This window comes from Nesterenkonia sp. F (genome assembly GCF_000220985.1).
Taxonomy (GTDB): domain Bacteria; phylum Actinomycetota; class Actinomycetes; order Actinomycetales; family Micrococcaceae; genus Nesterenkonia.
The window spans coordinates 1-25363 of record NZ_AFRW01000025.1 but is presented as its reverse complement, the minus strand read 5'-3'; the positions used below and the strand labels follow the sequence as shown (position 1 = coordinate 25363).

The following is a 25363-nucleotide window of genomic DNA, read 5'->3' as shown; positions in this document are numbered from 1 at the left end:
GGGTGGGCCGACGGGATCACCTGCCGACCATCTCTGCGGCCGGGTCGCTCCACCGGCCGCTGCGCACGCCGCGATGGTGGATCATCCCCGCCGTGATCGAGACGACGAAGACCACCGCCATCGGCGCCAGGATCCACCAGACGCCGAAGGTCGCCATCACCGGGATGGAGATCGCGGTGATCAGTCCGCCGCCGAAGAACGGTTCGAAGACCAGCTGTTTATAGCCGAAGGCCTCCAGCGCCGGGGACTCGTCGTAGGGATCGGCCACGCGCAGCAGCGCCAGGCCGGTGGCCGTCACGCCCATGGACTGGCCGAAGTCGGCGATGCCGCGCTCGAGCCAGAACGCCGGAACGATCCGCGGAGTGAAGAACAGCAGCATCAGCATGCAGAAGGCCACGCCCGCGATCGAGAGGATCAGGAAGGTCCGCCAGTAGTCGGCGATGACCGTCAGCGAGATCGACGAGAGCGCGGCGACGATGAGGATGTCCAGGGCCAGTCCCTGGATGCGCTTCATCATCTCGTGGTCGATCAGGTGCGTGCTGCCGGTGCGGTCGAGGACCACCTGCACCAGCACGCCGCCGAGCATCGCCAGGGGGAAGAGCGGCACGTAACCCAGCAGCGTGGTGCCCTCGCCGCCGTCGGCGGTCCACAGCGAGTCGGGCCGGCCCCACAGCGCGTCCTCGACGGCGACCAGCGTCACCTGCATCAGCCAGCCGAGGATGATCGCCAGGCCGACGACGGCGACGTGGAGGGTCAGCGGCTCGATCGAGCCCGGACGGGCGGTCATCCGGCCGGCGTAGACGGTCTCGGAGTCGGTGTAGAGGCCGCGCAGCTCGTCGCGGGACTGGTGCGAGACCTCCTGGAGCACGCGGGTGCGGCCGGTGCGCACGCCCCAGTTGATCACGGCGACGCCGATGACGATCGCCGAGACCAGGCCGACGGTGGCCATCGCGAGGGCGAGGTCGGCGGCCTCGGGGATGCCGATGTCCTCGAAGACGGTGGTCATGCCGCCGGCGGTGCCGTGGCCGCCCTCGAAGGCGATCTCGATCAGTCCGCCCAGCAGCGGGTCGACGCCGAACAGCGGTCCGAGGACCAGCAGCGCCAGGCCGATGCCGACGACATACTGGCCCGAGCCGTAGGCGATGCCCACCGAGATCTGCGGGCCGGCGAGTCGGGCGACCCGCTTCGGGGAGGGGATGCGGCTGCCCAGGAACAGCGTCGCGAAGACCACCGAGATCAGCAGGCCCGGCAGCGCGCTCCAGATCTCGTAGATCTCTGTGGTGAACAGCCCGCCGGACTCCAGCCAGGACCAGCCGGTGGGTCCGGCCAGCCGGCCGGCGACCTGCGGTCCGAGGGCCAGGCCGATCACTCCGGCGATGATGGCGCTGGGCAGCAGGAGCTTCTGGATGAACGGAACCTTCACGCGCAGGTACTTGCCGGCCAGCATGATCGCGGCCAGCAGGACGATCGCGAAGCCGATCGCGTCGGGGCTCATCGAGGATGTCCTCCGTTCTCTCTCCGGGCAGGAGGGGGTGCGGCGGGGTCGAGGGGCGGGCTCCGGGCAGTAGACTGGCGCCCGTCGTCCGAGTCCGGATCCGTGCTGGCCGTGTGCGCCTCGGTCGCGGTGAGGCATCATGCTCCTCAGCGATGAGAAGTGTGACGTTCGTCGCGTGATCGGCGTCTCGTGAGCTGAGCGACAGGATCCAGGCTCCACAGTGTAAGGCGTGAAAGGTCAGGTCGCCATGCCGCAGCAGCACGACGGAGGAGCCGCCCCCGCGGCCGACTCCGCCGCCCTCCCCGCCCGCCGCACCTCGACGGTCGGGAATCTGGTCCGCGGCGCGCTCATCGGGCTGGTCGAGACTGTGCCCGGCGTCTCCGGCGGCACGGTGGCCCTGGTGGTCGGGATCTATGCCCAGCTGCTGGAGTCCGCAGATCACGTCGTCACCGCCGTGCGTCGGCTGCTGCTGGGTCCGGAGCGGCTCGCCGGGGCCCGCGAGCATCTGGCCGCAGTCCGCTGGCGGCTGATCATCCCGGTGCTGATCGGCATGGCCGCCGCCGTCTTCACTGTCGCCGGTCCGATGGCCGCCGCCGTCGACTCCCACCCGGTGCTGACCCGCGCGGCGTTCTTCGGCATGGTGCTGGCCTCGCTGGCGGTTCCGCTGCGCATGGCCGGGCCGAGCGGGCTGCGGACGCGTCACCTCCTCGCCGGGCTGGCGGCGGCGGTGCTGACCTTCTGGCTGGTCTCGCTGCCGCCGACGACGCTCGAGGCGACGCCGGCGACCATCCTGCCGGCGGCCGCCGTCGCCGTGTCGGCGCTGATGCTGCCGGGGCTGTCCGGCTCCTTCCTGCTGCTCACCGTCGGCCTCTACGAGCCCACGCTGCAGGCGGTCGATCAGCGCGATCTCGGCTATCTGGGGATCTTCGCGGTCGGGATGGTGCTCGGGGCGATCGTGCTGGTCAAGCTGCTCACCTGGCTGCTGGCCCACCGCCGGCGGATGACGCTGGTGGTGCTGGCCGGGCTGATGCTCGGCGCGCTGCGCAGCCTGTGGCCGTGGCAGACCGAGTCGCGCGCGCTGCTCGCCCCGGACGACGCCTGGCTCGCGGTCCTGGGGATCGGGCTGGCCGGCTTCGTCGTCGTCGGACTGCTGGTGGCGCTCGACGCCCGGCTGGCGCGCCGGCAGGGCTGATCCTCGGCGGGACGCTGTGCCAGAATGGATGTGAACTGAATAACCCGCCACGTCCTCTGTGTGGGAGAGCGCGGGGTCTCCGGACCTCGCCGCCGAAGGAGCAATCTCCTCCCCGAGAATCTCTCAGGCCCCCGTACCGTGCAGAGGTGGCGACTCTGGAAAGCAGCGACGACGCCGGCCACGGGGCGGTCCTCGTCGCTCACCCACGGTGCAAGCCGGCGGGACCGGACCCGCGCCAGCGGCCCGGTCGGTCGGTGAAACTCTCAGGTCGACGCCGGCACGGCGTTCGAGTACAGAGCGGGGAGGGCGTCCCACGTTCCGTGACCGGAAGGTTCCGCCCATGACCGCCGCTGACCGCACTGCCGACTCCTTCTCCGCCGCCGTCGACGCCGCGCCCGGCGACTTCGCCTCCCGCCACCTGGGCTCCGACGAGCAGGCGGTGGCCACGATGCTGGACACCCTCGGATACGGCTCGCTGGCCGAGCTGGTAGACGACGCCGTGCCGCCGTCGATCCGTCAGCAGGGGCCGCTGGAGCTGCCGGAGGCGCTGACCGAGGACGAGGCGCTGGCCGCACTGCGCGGCTACGCCGGGCGCAACACGGTGATGACCCAGATGATCGGGCAGGGCTTCCACGGCACGCACACCCCGCAGGTGATCCTGCGCAACGTGCTCCAGGACCCGGCCTGGTACACCGCCTACACCCCCTACCAGCCGGAGATCTCCCAGGGGCGGCTGGAGGCGCTGCTGAACTTCCAGACCATGGTCGCCGACCTGACCGGCCTGGACATCGCCAACGCCTCGCTGCTCGACGAGTCCTCCGCCGTCGCCGAGGCGATCCTGCTGATGCGCCGGGCCAACAAGAAGCACGCCGGCGGTCGCATCGTCCTCGACGCCGACAGCTGGCCGCAGACCCGCGAGGTCGTCGCCGGCCGGGCCGAGGCGCTCGGGCTCGCCGTCGACGTCGTCGATCTGGCCGCCGAGGGACTCCCCGCGGGCGAGCTGTGCGGGGTGGTGCTGCAGCAGCCGGGCGACTCCGGCGCCGTCGTCGACCACCGCGCGCTGATCGACGAGGCCAAGGAGCGCGGGGCGCTGGTCGCGGTCGCCGCCGATCTGCTGGCCTGCACGCTGCTCACCTCGCCCGGCGAGCAGGGCGCGGACATCGCGATCGGCAGCACGCAGCGCTTCGGCGTGCCGCTGTTCTTCGGGGGTCCGCACGCCGCCTACATGGCGGTGCGCTCCGGGCTGCAGCGTCAGCTGCCCGGCCGGCTGGTCGGGGTCTCCCACGACGCCGAAGGGCGCCCGGCGTACCGCCTCTCGCTGCAGACCCGCGAGCAGCACATCCGGCGGGAGAAGGCCACCTCGAACATCTGCACCGCCCAGGCGCTGCTGGCCGTCGCCGCGGGGCTCTACGGCGTCTACCACGGGCCCGAGGGGCTGCGGGCGATCGCCGAGGGGGTCCACGACCACGCCCGGATGCTCGCCACGGTTCTGCGCAGGGCGGGCCACGAGCTGGTCGCCGAGTCCTTCTTCGACACGGTCCAGGTCCGGTTGGATTCCCCCGCGACTGCGCAGGAGGTCATCGCCGCTGCCGAGGCCGCAGGGGTGAACCTGCGCCGGGTCGGCGAAGCCGTGGTCAGCATCTCGGTGGATGAGACCACGACGGCGGAGCACCTGGTGACAGTCATCAGGGCGTTCGGCATGGAGGATTTCGGCTTCGTCGCGGGCAGTCGAGATCCTGACGGGACCGGCCGTCGATACGGGTTCGTCACGTCCCTGCAGCGCACCAGCGAGTACATGACCCACCCGATCTTCCACACCGTCCGCTCCGAGACGCGGATGATGCGCTACCTGCGGCGCCTCGGCGACCGGGACCTGGCTCTGGACCGGACGATGATCCCGCTGGGCTCCTGCACGATGAAGCTCAACGCCGCGACCGAGATGGAGGCGATCAGCTGGCCGGAGTTCGCTTCCATCCACCCCTTCGCGCCGGCGCACCAGACCGCAGGATGGCGGGCGCTGATCGCCGATCTCGAGTCCCGGCTGCAGGCCGCCACCGGCTACGCGCAGGTCTCGCTGCAGCCCAACGCCGGATCGCAGGGCGAGTACGCCGGGCTGCTGGCGATCCGCCGCCACCACCTGGCGAACGGGGAGACCGACCGCGACATCTGCCTCATCCCGGCCTCGGCGCACGGGACCAACGCGTCCTCGGCCGTGCTGGCCGGGCTCCAGGTGGTCGTCGTCGCCACCGCCGAGGACGGCACCGTGTCTCTGGAGGCGCTGCGCGAGACCATCGCGGCGCATCCCGGCCGGATCGCGGCGATCATGCTCACCTACCCCTCCACGCACGGCGTCTTCGAGCCCGAGGTCGGCGAGGTCTGTGCGGCGGTCCACGAGGCCGGCGGGCAGGTCTACATCGACGGCGCGAACCTCAACGCGCTGCTCGGCGTCGCGAAGCCCGGCGAGTTCGGCGGCGACGTCTCGCATCTGAACCTGCACAAGACCTTCTGCATCCCGCACGGCGGCGGCGGGCCAGGCGTCGGGCCGGTGGCCGTGGCCGAGCATCTGGTCGAGCATCTGCCCACCACCCGGGTCGGCGAATCCGACGGCGTCCGCGGCGACGACGTCGACCACGGCGCCGAGCGCGTCGCGGAGTCGGCCCGCGGCGGGGCGCCTGTCACGTCGACGCCCTACGGCTCGGCCGGAGTGCTGCCGATCTCCTGGGCCTACCTGGCGATGATGGGTGCCGACGGGCTCACCCAGGCCACCGGCCACGCGCTGCTGACCGCCAACTACCTCTCCGCCCGGCTGGCCGACCACTTCCCGACGCTCTACACCGGCGAGAGCGCCGACGGCCGCCCGGGGCTGGTCGCCCATGAGTGCATCCTGGATCTGCGGGAGCTGACGAAGGCCTCCGGAGTCACCGCCGAGGACGTCTGCAAGCGGCTCATCGACTTCGGCATCCACGCGCCGACGTTGGCCTTCCCGGTCAACGGCACGCTGATGGTCGAGCCCACCGAGTCCGAGGACCTGGAGGAGATCGACCGGTTCATCGAGGCGATGATCGCCGTCCACGGGGAGATCCAGGAGGTGATCGACGGCGAGATCCCGGTCGAGGAATCGCCGCTGCGGCACGCCCCGCATCCGGCCGCCGTCGTCGTCGCCGACTCCTGGGACCGGGTCTACGGCCGCGAGCAGGCGGCCTTCCCGGTGCCCGGGCTGCGCCAGGACAAGTACTTCGCCCCGGTCTCGCGGATCGACGGCGCCCACGGCGACCGGAATCTGGTCTGCAGCTGCCCGCCGCCGGAGGCCTTCGAGATCGACTGACCCTCTTCTCCGCCGCACCCCTCCGGGTGTCACGTCCTCGCCCGGGTGTCACGTCCGGACAGGCACGTGAGATCCCGGTGCGGGCGTGACACTCCAGCACACGAGACCCGCACGACGAGCAGCACCAGGAGCACCCCGATGACCGAGTCCTCCGAGACCGCCCTGCGCGAGAGCCCGCTGGCCGCCGAGCACGCCGAGCTCGGCGCGAGCTTCACCGACTTCGGCGGCTGGCGGATGCCGCTGAAGTACGGCTCCGAGCTGGCCGAGCACGAGGCGGTGCGCACCGCCGCCGGGCTCTTCGACCTCTCGCACATGGGGGAGGTGCGCGTGGTCGGCCCCGACGCCGCGAGGTTCCTGAACACCGCGATGGTCGGCGACTTCGCCCGCATCCGCAACGGGAAGGCGAAGTATTCGCTGCTCTGCGCCGAGGACGGTGGAGTGATCGACGACCTCATCGGCTACCGCATCGAGGATGCGGAGTACCTGGTCGTGCCGAATGCGGCGAATCGCGAGGCCGTCGTCGCAGCGCTCGAGCAGCGCGCGTCAGGCTTCGACGTCGAGATCTGGGACGAGTCCGAGGGCATCGCGCTGCTGGCGGTGCAGGGGCCTCGGGCCGAGGAGCTGATCTCCTCGGCGGTGCGCATGGACGAGACCACGATCGTGGAGAACCTGCCCTACTACGCGGTGGACACCGTCACCGTCGGCGGCGACCAGGTGCTGCTGGCCCGCACCGGCTACACCGGCGAGGACGGCTTCGAGATCTTCCTCCCCGTCGACCGCGCCGGCGCGCTGTGGCGGGCGCTGCGCACCCGCGGCGAGGACGTCGGGCTTCTGCCCTGCGGGCTGGCCTGCCGCGACTCGCTGCGGCTGGAGGCGGGCATGCCGCTCTACGGCCACGAGCTCAGCCGGGAGCGCACCAGCTTCGAGGCCGGTCTGCCGGTGGTCTCCTTCTCCAAGGAGGAGGACTTCGTCGGCCGGGCCGCGCTGCAGCAGGCCAAGGAGGCCGGCTTGGGCAAGACCGCCGGGCAGCGGCTGGTCGGGCTGAAGGGCCTGGGGCGCCGTGCCGGACGGGCCGGGCAGGCCGTGCAGCTGCCGGAGGTCGAGGACGCCGCCGCCGACGACGCCGGCCCGCGGATCATCGGCGAGGTCACCTCCGGGATGCCCAGCCCGACGCTGGGACATCCGATCGCGATGGCCTACGTCGACGTCGACTGTACCGCAGCGGGCACGCGGCTGGCGATCGACGTGCGTGGCAAGCCCCAGCCCGTCGAGGTCGTCGAGATGCCGTTCCACTCGAAAGTCCGCTGAGCCGTCGGGCGGCGTCGGTCACGCGGGGGCGTCGGCGCGGCGGTACCGCTCGTAGACCACCTGCGCGGAGAATGTCCGGGACTCGACGAGCTCCAGCGCGACGGTCTCCTCGACCGGCGGCAGCAGCGGCGTGCCGCCGCCGACGATGACGGGGAGGCGGAAGATCCGGAACTCGTCGACCAGGCCCTGCTCGATCGCCTGCCCGGCGACGTCGGCGCCGCCGATCTCCACGCCCCCGTCGGTCGCGGCGCGCACGGCGGCGACCTCCTCGGCGAGCGGCCTCTCGGCCAGCCGGGCGTTGCCCTCCACGCGCCGCAGCGTGCGGCTGAACACGATCTTCGGCAGAGCGGACCAGACATCGGCGAATCGCGCGGTCAGCTCGCCGTCGCGCATCGCGGGATCGGTCTCCCAGGGCAGCATCGTCTCGTAGAGCCGGCGACCGCAGACGCAGGCGCTCAGTGCGGCGACGCTGTCGAGGTGGAAGCCGAACAGCTCATCGTCGGGCGCCGACCAGTCGAAGGACCCGGTGCGGTCGGCGATGAAGCCGTCCACCGAGGCGCCCATGGAGAGGATCAGCATGCTCGGGCTCCTCAGGCGAAGGCGGAGAAGCCGGTGAGGTCCCGACCGATGATCAGGCTCTGCACCGACTCGGTGCCCTCGTAGGTGTGGATCGCCTCGACGTCGGCCATGTGCCGGGCGACCTTGTTCTTCAGCAGGATGCCGTTGCCGCCGAGCATGTCACGGGCGACCTGGGCGATCGCCCGGGCCTTGCGGGTGTTGTGGTACTTCGCCATCGAGGCCTGCGCTCCGGAGAGCCGTCCGGCGGCGTCGAGCTCGGTCACCCGGCGGACATGCAGCTGCATCGAGGTCAGCTCCGAGACCATCCAGGTCAGCCGCTCCTGGATGAGCTGGAAGCCGGCCAGCGGACGGCTGAACTGCTCGCGCTGCTTCGCGTAGTTCAGCGCCGCCTCCACCAGGGCGGAGGCATGGCCGACCGCCGACCAGGCGACGCCCAGCCGCGTCGCGAAGAGCACCGCCGAGGCGTCCTTGAACCCGGCGGTGCCCGGCAGCACTGCATCGTGCGGCAGCTCGACGTCCTGGTAGTGGATCAGCGCCTGATGGATGGCGCGCAGTGAGGACTTGCCCTCGATGACCTCGGCCGAGTAGCCGCGGGTGTCCTGGTCCACCAGGAAGCAGCGGACCTCGCCGTCGTGGGCGCCGCCCTGCACCCGTGCCCAGGTGAAGGTCAGTCCGCCCGAGGCGCCGTTGCCGATCCACTTCTTGGCGCCGTTGAGCACGTAGTAGCCGTTGTCGTCGTCGCCGACGAGCTGGGCGGTGGTCTCCAGCGAGACCGAGTCCGAGCCGTGCTCCGGCTCGGTCAGTGCGAAGGCTCCCAGCGTCCGTGCGGCGGCCAGATCCGCCAGATGCTCGCGCTTCTGTTCGGTGGAGCCGAAGAGCGCCAGCGTGCGCAGCGCCAGTCCGCCCTGGACGGCCAGGGCAGTGCCCAGCGAGCCGTCGGCGCGGGAGACCTCCATGGTCACCAGGCCAGCCGCCAGCGGCGACAGCGTGCTGAGGGTCTCCTCGCCGAGGCCGTCGACGTCGACGCCGTCGGTGAGCAGCCCGCGGCTCCCGGCCTCGCGCAGCAGGTCCAGCGGGTACTCCCCGCGCTCCCAGTGGCCGGTCATGCGGTCGTCGAGGCCGTCGACGAAGTCGCGGGCGCGGGTCCACCACTCGCGGTCGGCCGCGCCGACATCGGCGAAGGCCGCGTAGTAGTCGAGGTCCAGGGGAGTGGTGACGTCGTACTCCGGGTCCAGCGGCGACGGCATGGTGGGTGCCTCCTGCGTCGAGGGGACGGCGGGAGGAGGGTGCTCCGCCCGCCGCATAGTCTGTGATGCAGTTCATGTTACCGGAGAGTCACCGGTGGCGGCAGGGGCGAGCCGCGGTATGTGATTCCTATCACATTATAGGGGTGCACCGGGAGTCGTGGAGGGTGTCGGGCGTCGACGCCCGGGCCCGGCGTGGCGGGCGAGGGGGCGCGTCGACCAGCGGTGATGGCTGGTCTATAGGCTCTGCTGATCAAAATAGGTCACTTGTGTGTACAGTAATTGAAGTTATGCTCCCCTCACATGACTGCTCCTCACGATGTCATCGCTGACCAGCCCCGACTCGTCGACTCGACGAGCACCGACGGATACCGGAGCCTGATGGCCGAGGCGACCGAGCGGATCGCCGCCCGGTTCGCCGCGGTCGAGACACCGGCCACCAGCACCTCGGCCCGCGAGCTCGCCGAGCGCGTGGCCGCCGTCGACCTGGACTCCCCGGGCGCCGGGGGAGAGGAGGTGCTCCGCGAGATCGACGAGCTCGTCCTCTCCGAGATCGTCTGGTACCACCATCCGGCCTATCTGGCCCATCTGAACTGCCCCGTCGACGTCCACGCCGTCGCCGCCGAGGCCGTGCTGGCCGCGGTCAACACCTCGGTGGACACCTACGACCAGTCCCGCATCGGCACCTTCGTCGAGCGGCGGCTGATCGACTGGATCGGCGGACGCCTGGGCTTCGCGGCCGCCGACGGCATCTTCACCTCCGGCGGCACCCAGTCCAACCTGCAGGCGCTCTTCCTGGCCCGCGAGGCCGCGCTGAGCGGAGCGTCCGGCAGCTCGCGGGCGATGCGCCAGCAGCGTCTGGCGATCCTGACCAGCGCCGAGAGCCACTTCAGCATCGCCAAGTCCGCGCTGCTGCTGGGGTTGGCCGACGACGCGGTGCGCGGCGTCGCCGTCGACGCCTCGGGGCGCATGGACCCCGCGGCGCTGCAGGCCGAGCTGGAATCGCTGGCCGCCGAGGGCAGGGTCCCGATGGCGGTCGCCGCCACGGCGGGCACCACCGACCGCGGCGTCGTCGACCCGCTCGAGTCGATCGCCGCGGTCTGCCGGGCCCGGCAGGTCTGGTTCCACGTCGACGCCGCCTACGGCTGCGGCCTGCTGGTCTCGCCGCGACGCCGCCGCCTGCTGGACGGAATCGACCAGGCGCGCAGCGTGACGCTGGACTTCCACAAGACCTTCTTCCAGCCGGTCTCCTCCTCGGCGCTGGTGCTCCGCGACCCCGCCGACGCCGGCCGGGCCCGCTGGCACGCCGACTACCTGAACCCGGAGGATTCGGCCGAGCCGAACCAGGTCGACAAGTCTCTGCAGACCACCCGCCGCTTCGACGCGCTGAAGCTGCTCGCCACACTGCGCGGCACCGGCGCGGAGGCCGTCGGCCGCGGCGTGGACGCGGTGATCGACCTCGCCGAGGCGGTCCACGACGTCGTCGCCGCCCATGACGAACTGCAGCTGCTCGCCCCGACGGACCTGTCCACGGTGCTCTTCCGCTGGCAGCCGGCCGGCGTCGCCGATCAGGACGCCGATGCGCTGGTCGGTCAGGTCCGTCAGGTCCTGCAGGAGTCCGGGCGGGTGCTGGTGGCCCGGACGGTGATCGACGGCCGGCCCTGCTTGAAGCTCACACTGCTGAATCCTGAGACGACTGTCGAGCAGGTGGCCGCCTCGCTGGAGGAGGTCGCCGGCGCCGCGCGGCTGCTGCACGCACACCGCGCCGGCGTCGACGGCGCCGTCGCCGAGGAGGCCGCCCGATGAGCAGCACGCCCGGCACCCCCAGCACTCCCGACCCTGATGCCGCCGAAGTCCACGACCTGATCGGCGTCGGGATCGGTCCGTTCAACCTCGGGCTGGCCTGCCTGGCCGAGCCGCTCGACGACGTCGACGCCGTCTTCCTCGACAGCCGCGACGGCTTCGCCTGGCACCACGGCATGATGCTCGACGACGCCACGATCCAGGTCCCCTTCCTGGCCGATCTGGTGACCATGGCGGATCCGACCTCGCGGTACTCCTTCCTGAACTGGCTCAAGCACACCGGGCGGCTCTACCCCTTCTACATCCGCGAGGACTTCCACCCGCTGCGCAGCGAGTACGACGCCTACTGCCGCTGGGCCGCCGAGCAGCTGGAGAGTCTGCGCTGGGGCCGGCAGGTCGAGTCGGTCGAGCATGATCCGCAGTCCGATCTGTTCACCGTCACCGCCGTGACCGCCGAGGGCGTGGAGGTTCGCCGGGCCCGGCACGTGGTGCTGGGCATCGGCACCGCCCCGCACGTCCCCGAGCCGCTGCGCGGGCTCGGGGCCTCCGCCCGGCACGCGGCCGAGTACCTGCCCGCCCGCGAACAGCTGTTGGACGCCGAGTCCATCGCGGTGATCGGCAGCGGGCAGTCCGCCGCCGAGATCTACCTGGATCTGCTCGAGCGGCAGGGCGAGCACGGCTACCGGCTGGACTGGATCACCCGGTCGCCGCGGTTCTTCCCGATGGAGGACACCAAGCTCACCCTGGAGATGACCTCCCCGGAGTACACCGACCACTTCCACGCGCTGCCCGAGCCGCTGCGCGACCAGCTCACCCGGGAGCAGCGCGGTCTGTACAAGGGCATCAGCGCCGAGATGATCGATCGGATCCACGACGCCCTCTACCGGCACAGCGCTCATCGGACAGTGCCCACCACGCTGCTGACCGACTCCGAGGTCACCGCCGCGCGGCCGGTGCACGGGGCCGAGGCCGGCTCGGGTGAGGGTGTGGAGCTCACCCTGCGGCATCGACAGCTGGGCGAGACCGTCTCCCGCACCGCCGAGCAGCTGGTGCTGGCCACCGGCTACGCCCCGCGCGCGCCGCGCATGCTCGACGGCGTGGAGCACCTGATCCGTCGCGACGCCGCCGGTCGGCTCGCCGTCGCCCGCGACTACCACGTCGATGCTCTGGGCGAGCGGATCTTCGTGCAGAACGGCGAGGAGCACACCCATGGGCTCACCGCCCCGGATCTGGGCATGGGGGCCTGGCGCAGCGCATCGATCCTCGCCTCGATCACCGGCCGCGAGCCCTATCCGCTGGAGCGCCGCGTCGCCTTCCAGCAGTTCGGAGTCCCCACCAGCACGGAGGTGCCGCGATGATGCCCCTGACCACTGCCGTCCCCGAGGCCGCCGAGAGGTCCGAGGGCGCAGCCCCGGCGCCGACGCCGCGGCCGGAGGAGCTGACTTTCACTCCCGTGGAGCCCGACGCCGATGCGGCGACGGTCACCGCGTGGCTGGCGCATCCGGCCTCAGTCTTCTGGCAGATGGGGCACCTGAGCGTCGACCAGGTGCGCGATCATCTGACGGAGCTGTCCGAGGACGACGCCCAGAGTGGCTGGGTGATCCGTGAGCACGGTGAGCCGCTGGCCTATGCAGAGACCTACGATCCCGCCCGGGTGCTGCTGGACGAGGTGTTCGCCGCCCGAGAGGGCGACATCGGCATGCACCTGCTCGTCGCCCCGCCGCCTGCGGGCTCCGGAGCCCGGCGGCCCGGGCTGACCTCGGCGATCATGCGCGCCGTCGTCGACCACTGCTTCCAGGCGCTGGGTGCGCGGCGGATCGTCGTCGAGCCCGACGTCGGCAACGCCGCCGTGGCGGCGAAGAACGCCGAGGTCGGCTTCGAGGTGCTCCGCGAGGTCGATCTGCCGGGCAAGCGAGCGGCGCTGAGCGTGCTCGACGCCGAGCGGGCCCGCGCCGTGCGCGCCCAGGGACCCGAGCCGGCCGGAGCCGCGGCGCAGGTGCCGCATCTGCGCCCCGAGCATCTGGAGTCCGCTCAGCGGCATCTGGTGGCCAAGGCGCTGGCCGAGTTCAGCCATGAACGGCTGATCGTCCCGGAGCCCGACGGCGCGGCGGAACGCTGGGTGCTCGACACCGTGGCGAGCCGCTGGCGCTTCGCCGCCCGCCGGTTCGCACTGCACCACTGGGCGGTGGACGAGTCGAGTCTGGTCCGGGAGGATGCCGAGGGCGCGGATCTCCCGCTGGATGCCCAGCAGCTGGTGATCGAGCTGCATCAGGCGCTGGAGATCCCCGACGACCTGCTGGGCACCTATCTGGAGGAGCTGGCCTCCACGCTGGCCAGTGCGGCGTATAAGCACCACCGCGGCGGGCCGAGCGCCGCGCAGCTGGCCCGCGGCCGGACCGACGTCGACGTCGCGGCGGACTTCCAGCAGACCGAGGCGGTGATGACCGAGGGGCACCCCAGCTTCGTGGCCACCAACGGGCGGATCGGCTTCGGCCTCGAGGAGTTCGGCGCGTATGCCCCGGAGACCGGTCGCACCTTCCGGCACGTCTGGCTGGCGGCCCGCCGCGAGCACACGCTGCTGTCCACTGCCGAGGGGCTCGGCGAGGAGGCCCACTACGCCGCCGAGCTCGATGCGGAGACCCGGGAGCGGTTCGTCGCCCGGTTGGCAGCCCTCGGCCTGGATCCTCGGGACTATCTCTGGCTGCCGGTGCACCCCTGGCAGTTCCAGCACCGCGTCGCGGTGAGCTTCGCTCCGGAGCTCGCCCGGCGCGACCTGGTGGTCCTCGGCGAGGGCGGCGACGAGCACCAGCCCCAGCAGTCGATCCGCACCGGGTTTAGCCGCACCGCTCCGGAACGCTCCTATGTGAAGACGGCGCTGTCGATCCAGAACATGGGCTTCCTCCGCGGGCTCTCGCCGGCCTATATGCGGGCGACTCCGGCGGTGAACGACTGGGTCGCCGCCGAGGTCCGCGGTGATGCCTTCCTGCGCGGCGCCGGCTTCGAGGTGCTGCGCGAACATGCCGCGATCGGCTTCACCGGCGACGCGTATCACCGCAGTCCCGTGGGCTCCGACCAGCAGAAGATGCTCGCCGCGCTCTGGCGGGAGAGCCCGCTGCCGCAGCTGCCGGCCGGCCAGCGGCTGATGACGCTGGCGGCGCTGCTGCATCGCGACGACGCCGGGGCCTCAGCGGCCGCGGCGCTGATCGCCCGTTCCGGACTGACCGCCGCCGACTGGCTCGCCGAGCTGCTGCGGGCCTACCTGCTGCCGGTGGTGCACTGCCTGGAGGTCCACGAGCTGGCGTTCATGCCCCATGGTGAGAATCTGATCCTGCGGCTGGACGCCGGCCGCGTGGTCGGCGCCTTCATGAAGGACATCGGCGAGGAGGCCGCGGTGGTCGGACACCGCGAGCTGCCCGCGGAGATCGAGCGGATCCGGCACGTCGTCGACGATGCCGAAGCCGCCCAGGTGATCTTCACCGACGTCTTCGACGGGGTGCTGCGGCATCTGGCCGCGCTCCTCGCCGTCGACGGGGTGCTGGAGGAGGAGGGCTTCTGGGCGACGGTCTCGGCGGTGCTGGCCGAGCATGAAGGGCTCGATCTGCGCCGGCGCCGGCGGCTGGACCTGCGGGTGCCGGATTTCGTCCATCACTGCCTGAACCGGCTGCAGCTGCGCAACACCCGGCAGATGGTCGATCTGCAGGATGCCTCGGGCTCGATGATCCGCGCCGGCCGGCTGGAGAACCCGGTGGCCGGCTGAGCGCGACGGCGGGTCAGTCCAGCGACGGCTCGACGAGGCCGAGCAGGGTCGCGCGGATGAGCAGCTGGACCCGGTCGCGGACCTCCAGGCGCTGCATCAGTCGGCCCATGTGCGCTTTGACCGTCGCCTCGGAGATGACCATCTGCTGGGCGATCTCCTGGTTCGAATGTCCGCTGGCCAGCAGCCGCAGGCCCTCCAGCTCGCGGGCGGGGATCTGCGGCGGCTCGGGGAACCGGCGCAGGGCGGCGTCGACGTGGGTCGGCTCGTCGCGGACCGAGAGCATCAGATCCCGGGCGACGGCGGGGGAGAAGGGCGCCGCGCCGTCGGCGACCTCACGGATGGCCGAGAGGATCTCCTCGGGCTCGGAGTCCTTGACGATGTAGCCGCCGGCGCCGGCACGCAGCGCCGGGATCACGTAGCGCTCGGTGGAGAAGGTCGTCACCGCCAGGACGGAGACCTCCGGGCAGCGCGAGGTGATCTGCTCGGTGGCCTCGATGCCGTCCATGCCGGGCATGTGGAGGTCCATCACGACGACGTCGGGGCGATGCCGCACCGCGTCGCGCACGGCGGCCTCGCCGTCGCGGACCTCGCCGAGGCAGTCCATGCCGTCGGTGTTGTCCACATAGGTGCGCAGCGCCATCGACATCAGCGGGTGGTCGTCGACGACGAGCACCCGCACCGGCGCGTCGTCGGGGCGGTGCGCTGCGTGTCGGCCGGCGGCGGGCTCGGCGTCCTCGGAGTGACCCATGGCCACGATTCTAGATGGGCTGAGCCGATCGTCGGTGGCCATCGCGGCCGGCCGACCGTCCCCGCGTCGTCGTGGAGTCGACGGCTCGGGTCCCGCCATCAGGTGCGTCGCCGGGGCCGGCGGCGCGCTGGCGACGTGCATGGGGCGGTGGAGAGCATGCGAGGTGGACTCTTCGTCCTGCTGTTCGTCCTGGTGGTCGCTCCATCGGATTCGGTGCAACGCCACGCGTGGGTGGTCGTCACGGAGTGCGGAGTGACCGCTGCCGACAGTGTCTGATGCGCCCGGCACCGTGGTCGTTCCGAGGGGCCCGACGCGGGCCCGACGCGGGTCCGACGCGGGTCCGACGCGGGGCCGACGCGGGGCCGACGCGGGGCCGACACCGCACGGTCCGCCGCCCCGGTCGAAGAAACTGTAGACGAAAGTCCAATAGCGGCGGGATCGTCGGCCCTGCCAGAATGAGACGTGGCGTACAGAAACAGGTGTACGTGATCGAGGGGCTGGCTTCGAGACGCTCCGATCTACGGTGCAACAGGTCGGAACAACGGCTCAGTCAGCTTGAGCCCGGGCGATGGGAACGGCATCGCCCGGGCTCTTCGTTCGTCTCATGGGGATCGCCGGGTCGTCGCATCGTCCCCGAGCTTTCGCAGGATCCTCAGTCTTCAGCGCGGTGATCCTGCGAAAGCTCCGGGACATCCGGGCGTCATCTCGCTCAGCGGCGCAGACCGCCCTGCCACAGCGCGTCGAAGGGCGTGCCCCCGGCGACGCGCTGGCCGATGCCGGCGGTGACGAATTCCTTGGCCCGGCGGGCGGCCTCGCGCGGGCTCGCTCCCTGGGAGAGCAGCGCGGCGACGGCGGCGGCCAGCGAGCAGCCCGCGCCGGAGACGGCGTGCTCGCCGTTCTTCGGAGCACGCAGCACCTCGGCGCCCTCCTCGCCGACGAACACGTCGACGGCGTCGGCGCCGGCCAGTCGGACGCCGCCCTTGGCCAGCACCGCCGCGCCGGAGATCCGACGGATCTCCTCGGCGGCGTCCTGCAGGTCCTCCACCGTCTCGACCGTCCTTCCGGAGAGCTGCTCGGTCTCGAAGTGGTTCGGGGTCACGAAGGTCGCCTGCGGCAGCAGCTCGGCCTTCAGCGCCTCGTCGGTCTCCAGCGCATGGCCGGGCTCCTGGCCCTTGCAGATCAGCACCGGGTCCAGCACCACGTGGGCGGGGCGGCGCGCGGCGAGGGCGGCTGAGACGGTCGCGATCGTCTCCGGGCTGCCCATCATCCCCAGCTTCACCGTGTCCAGGGCTTCGGGGCCGTAGTCGGCGAAGGTCGCCTCGATCTGGTCGGCGATGACCTGGGTGTCGACCGGTGTGACGCGGTGGTTCCAGTCGTTCTTCGGATCGAAGGCCACGATGCAGGTCAGTGCGGCGATGCCGAAGCTCCCCAGTTCCTGGAAGGTCTTCAGATCCGCCTGCGCCCCGGCGCCGCCGGTGGCCTCGGAGCCGGCGATCGTCAGCGTCATCGGCGGGCGGGCGGTCTCAGCCGTCGGTGCGGACATCGGCATCTCCTCGTGCGGTCGTCTCGGCGTCGGTCTCGGCATGGGCCTCGCCCCCGCCCTCGGCATCGACCTCGGCGGTCGGGTCCTCGACCCGGGCGAGCGGCTGGGCGATCCAGCGGCCGGCGCCCAGCAGGATGCCGGCGGGGAAGCCGACGATCGGAATCAGCATCGGCACCAGGCCCTGGGGCCCGGCCAGCAGCACCACCGGCCCGTGGAGCAGGCCGACCAGCACATAGCCCAGCACATGGATCACCGGGTTCAGGTGGTGGCGGTAGAACCATCCGACCAGCAGCGTGCCGGGGATGCCCACGACGACGGCGGCGCCGCCGACCAGCGGGATCAGCGGGGCCAGGTACCCGTCGGCGTCGAGGCCCGGCACCAGGGTCAGGCTCAGCAGCACGGCCCCCATGATGGCCGTCGGCAGCAGCCAGGACACCGCCCAGCCCAACAGGCCCAGACGCAGTCGCGGGCGCGGGCCGGCGTCGGGCCGGCGGCGGGGGCGACGGCGCCGCGGAGTCTTCTCGGGGGCGGGAGTCGTCATCAGGTCCCTTTCGACGGCGCGGGGCAGGGGCGGGCGGCGTCCTATTCTACCGTCGTCGTCTGGACGTGGGCCGGGTGCCGTCGACGGCCGTCGACGGGGTGCGGGGCGCAGGCCGCCGGCGCAGCCGGCCGGGAGAGGGACTTCACAACCTGCGAATGTCATGACAAAGTGACAATACGACCACGAAGGAGACATGCCGTGTCCGATCAGCTCGAGATCACCCTGGACCGCTCGTCGCCGGTCCCGCTGTACCACCAGGTCGCCTCGGCTCTGGAGCAGGCCATCCGCGACGGCACTCTGCCGCCGGAGACCAAGCTGGAGAACGAGATCGACCTCGCCAAGCGGTTCAATCTCTCGCGGCCGACGATGCGCCAGGCCATGGACCAGCTGGTGCGCGACGGGCTCGTCGTCCGTCGTCGCGGCGTCGGCACCCAGGTGGTCGGTGCTCCGGTCCGCCGCAATCTGCGACTGTCCAGCCTCTACGACGACCTGCAGACCGAGGGGGCCGTCCAGCGCACCGAGGTCCTTTCGCTGGAGCGCGTGCCGGCCTCCGCCGACGTCGCCGAGAGGCTGCAGCTGCGCGTCGGCGAGGAGGTCCAGCACGTGGTCCGGCTGCGCTCGGTGGACGAGCGTCCGCTGGCGTTGATGGAGAACTGGGTGCCGCCGCACGTCGCCGAGTTCTCCCGCGAGACGCTCGCCGCCGGCGGGCTCTACAACCTGCTGCGCACGGCCGGCGTCGACTTCCGCATGGCTCACCAGCGTGTCGGCGCCGACGTCGCCGACGCGCGCCAGGCGAAGCTGCTCGGCGTCGAGACCGGCGATCCGCTGGTGACCATGGACCGCACCGCGCTGGACAGCGGCGGGCGCGCCGTCGAATGCGGCCATCATCTCTACCGCGCCGACCGGTACTCCTTCGACACCACCCTCGTGAACTGACACCCCGCGACCGCATTCCAGGACCACACCCAGGAAGGACCCCGCCGATGACTTCGCAGAGCACCCGTGTCCCGCAGCCCTCGCCCTGGTTCCACCGCGCCGGCGACGCCGCGCAGGGGGACTGGTTCGTCGATCTGGGCACCCAGGAGTCCGTCGTCCGGCCGCCCGGCTGGACGCACACCGGGCTGCGCGTGGCCGATCTGCCCGCCGGCGGCGAGGTCGCGCTCGCCGCGCAGCAGGAGGAGCGCATCGTCATCCCGCTGTCCGGCGCGTTCAGCGTCGACGTCGTCGCCCAGGACGGCGCCGACGACGACGGCACCTATGAGCTGGCCGGCCGCGCCTCGGTCTTCGCCGGAGCCAGCGACGTGCTCTACACCGGCGTGCGGCGGGCGGCGACGATCCGCTCGGTCGCCGGCGGCCGCGTCGCGGTGGCCTCGGCCCCGGCCTCTCAGGCCTACCCGGTCCGGCACCTGAGCCTCGACGAGATCCCCGTGGAGCTGCGCGGCGCCGGCCAGCTCTCCCGGGAGGTGCGCAACTTCGGCACTCCGGCGACGTTGGAGGCCGACCGGTTCATCGTCTGCGAGGTGCTCACCCCGCACGGCAACTGGTCCTCCTACCCGCCGCACAAGCACGACGAGGAGGCCGAGGGCGAGACTGCTCTGGAGGAGATCTACTACTTCGAGATGCAGACGGCGAAGGACATGCCGATCCCCAGCGAGGCCGAGGGCGGTGCGGACGCGATGGGGTACCAGCGGGTCTACGCCTCCGACGACCGCGAGATCGATGTGACCGCCGAGGTCCGCTCGGGCGACGTCGTCCTGGTGCCGCATGGCTGGCACGGTCCGGCGATGACCCCGCCCGGCCACGACATGTACTACCTCAACGTGATGGCCGGTCCCGGCCCGGTGCGGAAGTGGCTGATCAGCGACGATCCGCACCACGGCTGGATCCGGAAGACCTGGGAGCACCAGGACGTCGACCCGCGGCTGCCCTTCGACGGCTGAGTCGCCCGAACCCCTGATCTGCGGAGGACCGAGACGACGATGACCACCCGCATCGGACTGATCGGCGCCGGACGCATCGGCGCCATGCACGCCGAGCACCTCGCCGCGCTCGCCGCCGACGGCGTCGAGCTGATCGTCGCCGACGTCGACGCCGCCCCGGCGGCCGCGGTCGCCGAGCCCCTGGGAGCCCGCGCCGCCGCCGACGTCGATGCGCTCTTCGCCGAGCGCCCCGACGGGGTGGTCATCGCCGTGGGCACCTCCCAGCATGCCCCGCTGATCCTGCGCGCCGTCGCGGCGTCGATCCCGGTCTTCTGCGAGAAGCCGGTGGCCGAGACGGTCGAGGCCGCGCTGCCGGTGCTCGAGGCCGTCGAGGCCGCCGGCGCGACGGTGCAGATCGGCCATCAGCGGCGTCTGGACCCCGGGCACCGCGAGGCCCGCCGCGCGGTGCAGGCCGGGGACCTGGGCTGGTTGCACACCATCCGCGCGATCACCGCCGACATGGCCCCGCCGCCGGTGGAGTTCCTGGCCGCCTCCGGCGGACTGTTCCGCGACTGCTCGGTCCACGACTTCGACACGCTGCAGTGGATCACCGGCCGGCGGATCGTCGAGGTCTGCGCCCGCGGCTCCAACCGCGGGGACCCGGCGATCGGCGCCGTCGGCGACGTCGACACCGCCCACGCGCTGGTCACCATCGACGACGGCACCGTGGCCACCGTCTCGGCGACCCGGTACAACGGGGCCGGCCACGACGTGCGTCTGGAGCTGCAGGGTTCGACGGCCAGTCTGCAGGTCGGACTCGACGCCAGCTACGCCGGTCGTTCGGCCGAGGCCGGAGTGTCCTTCCCCGAGGGGCCGGTGCACAGGACCTTCCACGAACGCTTCGCCTCCGCCTACCGGGAGGAGATGCTCACCTTCGTCGAGGTCCTCCGCGGCGTGCGGGAGAACCCCTGCCCGCCGCAGGAGGCGGTCGACGCCTCGCGGGTCGCCGACGCGGCGCAGCGCTCGCTGGAGACGGGACGGACTGAGCCGGTGCGGCGCTGAGCAGGCCCTGAGCCGGTTCCGAGCCGGGCAGGACGGCCGCCTGCCTCCAGGACATCACCGACGACGAGCGCCGGACGGCACGTCCGGCGCGGAGAGAGGAGCACGCATGCGCATCGGTCTGGTCGGCTTCGGGTTCGGCGGTCGACGCTTCCACCTGCCCTACATCCAGGCGGCCGAGGACTGGGAGCTGGTCGGCGTCGTCACCCGCTCGGCCTCCCGCCGAGCCGAGCTGGCCGAGGACGCCCCCGGCGTGCCGGCCCTCGACGACCTCGATGCGCTGCTCGCCCGCGGCGTCGACGTCGTCGTGATCACCACGCCGCCGGAGACCCGGCGCGAGCTGGTGCTGGCGGCCCTGGCCGGCGGGGCGCACGTCGTCGCCGACAAACCCTTCGCCCCCACCGCCGAGGGCGGCCGCGAGCTCGTCGCCGCGGCCCGCGAGGCCGGCCGGCTGCTGACCGTCTTCCACAATCGGCGCTGGGACACCGACGTGCGCACGCTCGCCGGGGTGCTCGCCTCCGGCGAGCTGGGGACGGTCCGACGGGCGGTCAACCGCTTCGACGTCGACGAGCCCGACACGCTGGAGGCCGGTCCCGCCCACGGGCTGCTGCGCGACCTGGGTTCGCATCAGGTCGATCAGATGACCCATCTCTTCGGCCCGGTCGCCCGGGTGGACGCACATCTGGACCACATCAGGATCGACGGACAGGACGTCGACGCCGGGTATGTGCTCGGCCTGCACCATCACGACGGAGTCTTCAGCCAGGTCTCCGCCAGCAAGGTCTTCCGACTGACCGAGCGGGAGCTGACCGTCCACGCCGAGCACGGCTCCTACGTCTCCCGGATGCGCGACGTGCAGACCGAGCAGATCCTGGCCGGCGAGCGCCCGCGCACCGCCGCGGCCTGGGGCGTGGAGGACGAGGAGCGCTGGGGCGTGCTCTCCACCGACGCCGGTCGCCGCGCGGTGCCCAGCGCGGCCGGCGACTACACGGACTTCTACCGCGAGCTGCATGCCGCGCTCGCCGAGGGCCGCGCATTCAGCGTCACCCTCGAGCAGGCGGTGCACACCCTGGAGGTCCTCGACGCGGCACGGATCGCCGATGCCGAGGGGCGCGGCGTGCAGCTCTGAGCCCCTCGGCATCGGATCGGCATCGGAATCGGCGTCGGAGCGCGGCTCAGTCCGTCCGCGGCACGCCCAGCTCTCCGGTGACGTACTGGGCCGCGCCGAACCCGAAGCTCCAGTCCTCGGGGCCGTTCTCCACGTATCCGATGAACACGTCCGCCCCGGCGACGCCGACAGGCTCGAGCGCGGCGGCGATCGCCGCGTAGAGCGCCTGCTTCTGCGCGACGTCGCGGCCCCGCTGGGTGAAGATCTGGATGATGACCGGATCCTGCCGATCGAAGCCCAGTCCGGCGTCCTGGGCGATGATCATCCCGGCCGGGCGGGCCGAGAGCACCTGGAAGCGGTCCCGCTCGGGGATGCCGTAGGTCTCGACGATCGCCCGGTGGACGGCGTCGGCGATCTCGCGCGGGTTGGAACGGGCGTCGCTGTGGTCGATGCGGACCAGGGGCATGGGGGTCTCCTTCGTCAGAGGTGGAGGGGAGGTGGAGGGCGGCGAGCGGGGCGGGCGGTCAGCGCAGTCCGGCGCGGTGAGCGGCCTCGAGCAGCACGGCGGTGGACTCCTGCACGCCCTCGACGGCGCCGAGCGAGGTGTCCTCGTGCTCGATGTGCACGGCGATGTCGGGATCGACGGCGTGCAGCGCGGCGAGGAACTCCGCCCAGTACTCTGCGCCATGGCCGCGGCCGAGCGCGACGAAGTCCCAGGCGGAGTCCTGCGGCCACTCGTTGGCGTACTCCTCGGCCCCGATCTGCGTGCGGCGCTCGTGCGGACCGAGCCGTCGGAAGCTGTTGTCCAGCACGCCGCACCAGGCGGCCTCGGAGTTGATCCGCACGTCCTTGGCCGCGGCATGCACGACATGCCGTCCCAGGCGTCGCACGACCTGGACGGGATCCATCTGTTGCCAGAACAGGTGGCTGGCGTCGAGCTCGACGCCGAGGTGCGTCGCGGAGGTGCGCTCGATCAGCTCCAGGAAGCTCGGCGGATTGAAGACCAGGTTCTGCGGGTGCAGCTCCAGGGCGACCGTGACGCCGTGCGCGGCGGCCAGCTGATCGATGTCGCGCCAGAACTCCGCGGCGACCTCCCACTGATGCTCCAGCACGTCCAGCGCGCGAGACGACCAGGCGTTGACGACCCAGGTCGGCTGGCCCCCGCCCGGCTCGGCCGCCGGCAGGCCCGACATGCACACCACTCGGGTCTGGCCCAGCGCGCCCGCCACACGGATGCTGCGGCGCAGGTCCTCGGCGTGCTTCTCTCCGGTGCGGGGATCCGGGTGCAGCGGGTTCCCATTGCAGTTCACCCCCTGCAGGCTCACGCCGGTTCCCTCGAAGGTGCGCAGCCAGTCGGCCGCCCGCGAGGGATCGGCGTCGATCTCCTCGACCGGGATGTGGGCGGCCGGCAGGAAGCCGCCGGAGTTGAGCTCGACGGCGTCGAGGCCGCAGCCGGCGACGACGTCGAGCGCCTCGGCCAGCGAGCGGTCGTGCAGCGGGGCGGTGTACAGGCCCAGATGCATGGGCGTCTCCTCTCGAAGGTCGGCGGGAGGCCCGCCGACGGGGTCAGCGGGCGACGGCGACCTCGCGGCCCTCGGCGGTCGCCGAGGCGGTGATCGCCGCGATGAGGTCGAGGGTGCGCAGCCCCTCGGCGAAGGAGGCGCAGCGCGGCCAGGACTGCTCCTCGTCGAGTCCGACGACCTCCTCGAGGAAGGCGCGCGCCTGGAAGATGAAGCCGTCATTCTGCCCGACGCCGATTCCCGGGGCCGCCATGGCGTATCCCTCGCCGATATACGGGTGCTCGGGGCCGAGCTTGACGGTGCGGAAGCCGTTGCTCGTCGGGGAACCGCCGCCGATCTCGTGGGTGTGGAGCTGGATCTCGGCCGGGTTCTCCTGGTCCCAGACCGCCGCGCCCGCGCGGCCGGTGATCTCCAGCCGCAGCCCGTTGGGGTGGCCGGCGGCGACCCGAGAGGTCTCGAAGGTGCCCGCGGCGCCGTCGAACTCCGCCGTGAAGCCGGCCCAGTCGTCGTTGGTCACCGGCTCGGTCTCGTCGCCGACGGCGACCTTGCCGTGACCGACGGTGGAGGTCAGCGGCAGGGGGCGGTCGGCGACGACGGTGCGGAATCGGGCCCCGGAGACGGCTCGCATCGGACCGGCCAGGAACTCCGCGGAATCGAGCAGGTGGCTGCCGACGTCGGCCAGTGCCCCGGAACCCGGTTCACCGCGGAAGCGCCAGGCCATCGGCGCCTGCGGGTCGCAGGCGTAGTCGGCCAGATAGCGGCCGTGCAGGTGGACGACCTCGCCGAGCGCGCCGGATGTCACCAGCTCGCGCAGCGCCGCCAGCCCCGGGGCCCGACGATACGTGTAGCCGAGTCGAGCGACCGAGTCGGCGGACTCGGCGGCGGCGACCATGGCCTCGGCGTCCTCGCGGGTGTCGGCCAGCGGCTTCTCGCAGAGCACATGCTTGCCGGCGGCCAGCAGCGCCTCGACGATCTCACGATGCAGCCGGTTGGCCACGACCACGGAGACGACATCGACGTCCTCGGCGTCGAGCAGGGCGCGCCAGTCGGTCTCGACCCGCTCGTACCCGAAGCGGCCGGCGACGTGCCGGGCCAGCGGCTCGGCCAGGTCGGCGATCGCGACCAGCCGTACAGGGCGGGGGAACGGGCAGCGGACGGCGGTGGCGGCGCGCCAGGCGGCGGCGTGCGCGGCTCCGGCCATGCCGGCGCCGATCACGGCGACGCCGAGGGAACTGTTCTCGGTCATGGGATCTCCTCGGAGACGAGTCCGGGCCATCCTCGAGGCGAGGACGGCCCGGAGCGCGGGGTCAGGTGCGGTTCAGCTGCTGCCGGCGGCGTCGCGGCGTCGTCAGCGCATGCGCTTCGGGCTCGGCACGGCGGGCATGCCGGCGGTGTTGCGGAAGGTGGATTCGATCTCCTCCAGCGAGCGGCCCTTGGTCTCCGGGACGCGCCGCCAGGTGAAGATCAGGGCGCCGAGGCAGATGACGGCGAAGCCGGTGAAGAGCCAGCCGACCCCGACGGCGTCCAGCACCGGCGGGAAGCCCAGGGCGACGATGCCGTTGCCGACCCACAGTGCGGTGGTCGCCACGCCCATCGCCGCCGCCCGGATGCCCAGCGGGAAGATCTCGCCGAGCATCACCCAGACCATCGAGCCCCAGCTGGCCTGGAACATGAAGATGTAGACGGCCATGCAGATCAGCGTGACGATGCCGACGAGTCCGAAGCCGTCGGGCTCGGGCAGCACCAGGTTGGTGAAGGCCAGCACGCCCAGGCTCAGGCAGGTGCCGATCGCGCCGGCGATCAGCAGCGGCTTGCGACCCCAGCGGTCTGCATAGGTCAGCGCCAGCCAGACGGCCAGGATGTTCATGATGCCGATGATCAGGTTGGAGGCGACGGCGGCCTGGTCGGAGAAGCCGACGTTCTGCAGCGTGGTCGGTGCGTAGTAGATGATCGAGTTGATGCCCATGATCTGCTGCAGGATCGCGAGGCCGAGGCCGACGATGAGGATCGGGCGGACCCAGGCCTGCAGCAGCGCCTTGAGGTTCTGCGCGCCGGCGGCCTCCTCGGCCTGCTGGATCACGTGGATCTCGTCCAGCTCGCGGGCGGCCTCCTCCTCGGTGCGGTCGTAGAGCAGCACCTGCTTCGCCTCGTCCTCGCGACCCTTCTTGACCAGCCAGCGCGGCGTCTCCCAGATGAAGAACAGGCCGATGGTGAAGAGCACC

At 71.9% G+C, this 25363-nt stretch carries 20 protein-coding genes and 1 riboswitch; of the genes, 10 read left to right on the top strand and 10 right to left on the bottom strand.

All coding sequences use genetic code 11. The annotated features are described in order from the left end of the window. Positions 1–16: 16 nt before the first annotated feature. Complete coding sequence (locus GU5_RS0102920; RefSeq protein WP_010524085.1) at positions 17–1495, bottom strand: sodium/glutamate symporter; 1479 nt, start codon at positions 1493–1495, stop codon at positions 17–19. A 247-nt stretch (positions 1496–1742) separates the two neighbouring features. Here GU5_RS0102920 and GU5_RS0102915 point away from each other — a divergent pair, with 247 nt between their 5' ends. The 3 genes from GU5_RS0102915 (at position 1743) to gcvT (ending at position 7320) form a co-directional block, all read left to right on the top strand. Continuing rightward, a complete protein-coding gene (locus GU5_RS0102915) occupies positions 1743–2687 on the top strand; it encodes a DUF368 domain-containing protein (RefSeq protein ID WP_010524084.1) in 945 nt (314 codons plus the stop codon). 51 nt (positions 2688–2738) lie between these two features. Next, positions 2739–2836, top strand: a riboswitch (glycine riboswitch). 191 nt (positions 2837–3027) lie between these two features. Further along, positions 3028–6012, top strand: coding sequence for an aminomethyl-transferring glycine dehydrogenase (gcvP, locus tag GU5_RS0102910; protein ID WP_010524083.1), 2985 nt, complete (start codon positions 3028–3030; stop codon positions 6010–6012). 138 nt (positions 6013–6150) lie between these two features. Continuing rightward, positions 6151–7320 carry a glycine cleavage system aminomethyltransferase GcvT gene (gene gcvT, locus GU5_RS0102905; protein ID WP_010524082.1) on the top strand — a complete coding sequence of 390 codons (1170 nt, stop codon included), beginning with the start codon at positions 6151–6153 and terminating at the stop codon, positions 7318–7320. 18 nt (positions 7321–7338) lie between these two features. On the opposite strand, the gene GU5_RS0102900 is transcribed toward gcvT, so the two are convergent. Beyond that, positions 7339–7899, bottom strand: coding sequence for a dihydrofolate reductase family protein (locus tag GU5_RS0102900; RefSeq protein WP_010524081.1), 561 nt, complete (start codon positions 7897–7899; stop codon positions 7339–7341). Positions 7900–7910: 11 nt separating this feature from the next. Then, positions 7911–9146: an acyl-CoA dehydrogenase family protein gene (locus GU5_RS0102895; RefSeq protein WP_010524080.1), complete on the bottom strand. Its 1236-nt coding sequence runs from the start codon at positions 9144–9146 to the stop codon at positions 7911–7913. A gap of 300 nt (positions 9147–9446) precedes the next feature. On the opposite strand from GU5_RS0102895, the gene GU5_RS0102890 reads away from it, so the two are divergent. The 3 genes from GU5_RS0102890 to GU5_RS0102880 are packed head-to-tail and all read left to right on the top strand — an operon-like array spanning position 9447 to position 14703. Next, positions 9447–10949 (top strand): aminotransferase class V-fold PLP-dependent enzyme, encoded by a 1503-nt coding sequence (locus GU5_RS0102890; RefSeq protein WP_010524079.1) that lies wholly within the window; start codon positions 9447–9449, stop codon positions 10947–10949. After that, positions 10946–12304 (top strand): lysine N(6)-hydroxylase/L-ornithine N(5)-oxygenase family protein, encoded by a 1359-nt coding sequence (locus GU5_RS0102885; protein ID WP_010524078.1) that lies wholly within the window; start codon positions 10946–10948, stop codon positions 12302–12304. The genes GU5_RS0102890 and GU5_RS0102885 overlap by 4 nt, the downstream gene beginning before the upstream one ends. Beyond that, positions 12301–14703, top strand: coding sequence for a GNAT family N-acetyltransferase (locus tag GU5_RS0102880; RefSeq protein WP_237704656.1), 2403 nt, complete (start codon positions 12301–12303; stop codon positions 14701–14703). Before GU5_RS0102885 ends, GU5_RS0102880 begins: the two co-directional genes overlap by 4 nt. Before the next feature lie 13 nt (positions 14704–14716). On the opposite strand, the gene GU5_RS0102875 is transcribed toward GU5_RS0102880, so the two are convergent. The 3 genes from GU5_RS0102875 to GU5_RS13725 all read right to left on the bottom strand — a co-directional run bounded on the left by GU5_RS0102875 (position 14717) and on the right by GU5_RS13725 (position 17535). After that, a complete protein-coding gene (locus GU5_RS0102875; RefSeq protein WP_010524076.1) occupies positions 14717–15451 on the bottom strand; it encodes a response regulator transcription factor in 735 nt (244 codons plus the stop codon). 709 nt (positions 15452–16160) lie between these two features. After that, positions 16161–16994 carry a PfkB family carbohydrate kinase gene (locus tag GU5_RS0102865; RefSeq protein WP_010524075.1) on the bottom strand — a complete coding sequence of 278 codons (834 nt, stop codon included), beginning with the start codon at positions 16992–16994 and terminating at the stop codon, positions 16161–16163. Beyond that, positions 16975–17535 (bottom strand): hypothetical protein, encoded by a 561-nt coding sequence (locus GU5_RS13725; RefSeq protein WP_010524074.1) that lies wholly within the window; start codon positions 17533–17535, stop codon positions 16975–16977. Before GU5_RS13725 ends, GU5_RS0102865 begins: the two co-directional genes overlap by 20 nt. Before the next feature lie 198 nt (positions 17536–17733). On the opposite strand from GU5_RS13725, the gene GU5_RS0102855 reads away from it, so the two are divergent. From GU5_RS0102855 to GU5_RS0102840, 4 genes are all read left to right on the top strand, one after another. Next, positions 17734–18471: a GntR family transcriptional regulator gene (locus GU5_RS0102855; RefSeq protein WP_010524073.1), complete on the top strand. Its 738-nt coding sequence runs from the start codon at positions 17734–17736 to the stop codon at positions 18469–18471. Positions 18472–18518: 47 nt separating this feature from the next. Next, entirely contained in the window at positions 18519–19475 is a 957-nt protein-coding gene (gene iolB, locus GU5_RS0102850; RefSeq protein WP_010524072.1) for a 5-deoxy-glucuronate isomerase, read from the top strand. 39 nt (positions 19476–19514) lie between these two features. Continuing rightward, a complete protein-coding gene (locus tag GU5_RS0102845; RefSeq protein ID WP_010524071.1) occupies positions 19515–20516 on the top strand; it encodes a Gfo/Idh/MocA family oxidoreductase in 1002 nt (333 codons plus the stop codon). A gap of 106 nt (positions 20517–20622) precedes the next feature. Next, a complete protein-coding gene (locus tag GU5_RS0102840) occupies positions 20623–21642 on the top strand; it encodes a Gfo/Idh/MocA family oxidoreductase (RefSeq protein WP_010524070.1) in 1020 nt (339 codons plus the stop codon). 46 nt (positions 21643–21688) lie between these two features. Here GU5_RS0102840 and GU5_RS0102835 read toward each other — a convergent pair whose 3' ends face one another. The 4 genes from GU5_RS0102835 to GU5_RS13720 all read right to left on the bottom strand — a co-directional run. After that, entirely contained in the window at positions 21689–22087 is a 399-nt protein-coding gene (locus GU5_RS0102835) for a tautomerase family protein (RefSeq protein WP_010524069.1), read from the bottom strand. Positions 22088–22145: 58 nt separating this feature from the next. Beyond that, on the bottom strand, positions 22146–23144 hold the full coding sequence (locus GU5_RS0102830) for a sugar phosphate isomerase/epimerase (RefSeq protein WP_010524068.1): 999 nt from the start codon (positions 23142–23144) through the stop codon (positions 22146–22148). A gap of 43 nt (positions 23145–23187) precedes the next feature. Then, the gene (locus GU5_RS0102825; RefSeq protein WP_010524067.1) at positions 23188–24387 is read right to left on the bottom strand and encodes a Gfo/Idh/MocA family protein; all 1200 of its coding nucleotides are present in this window, start codon (positions 24385–24387) and stop codon (positions 23188–23190) included. Positions 24388–24489: 102 nt separating this feature from the next. Then, the coding region (locus tag GU5_RS13720) for an MFS transporter (RefSeq protein ID WP_033227782.1) at positions 24490–25363 on the bottom strand (874 nt) is incomplete at its 5' end.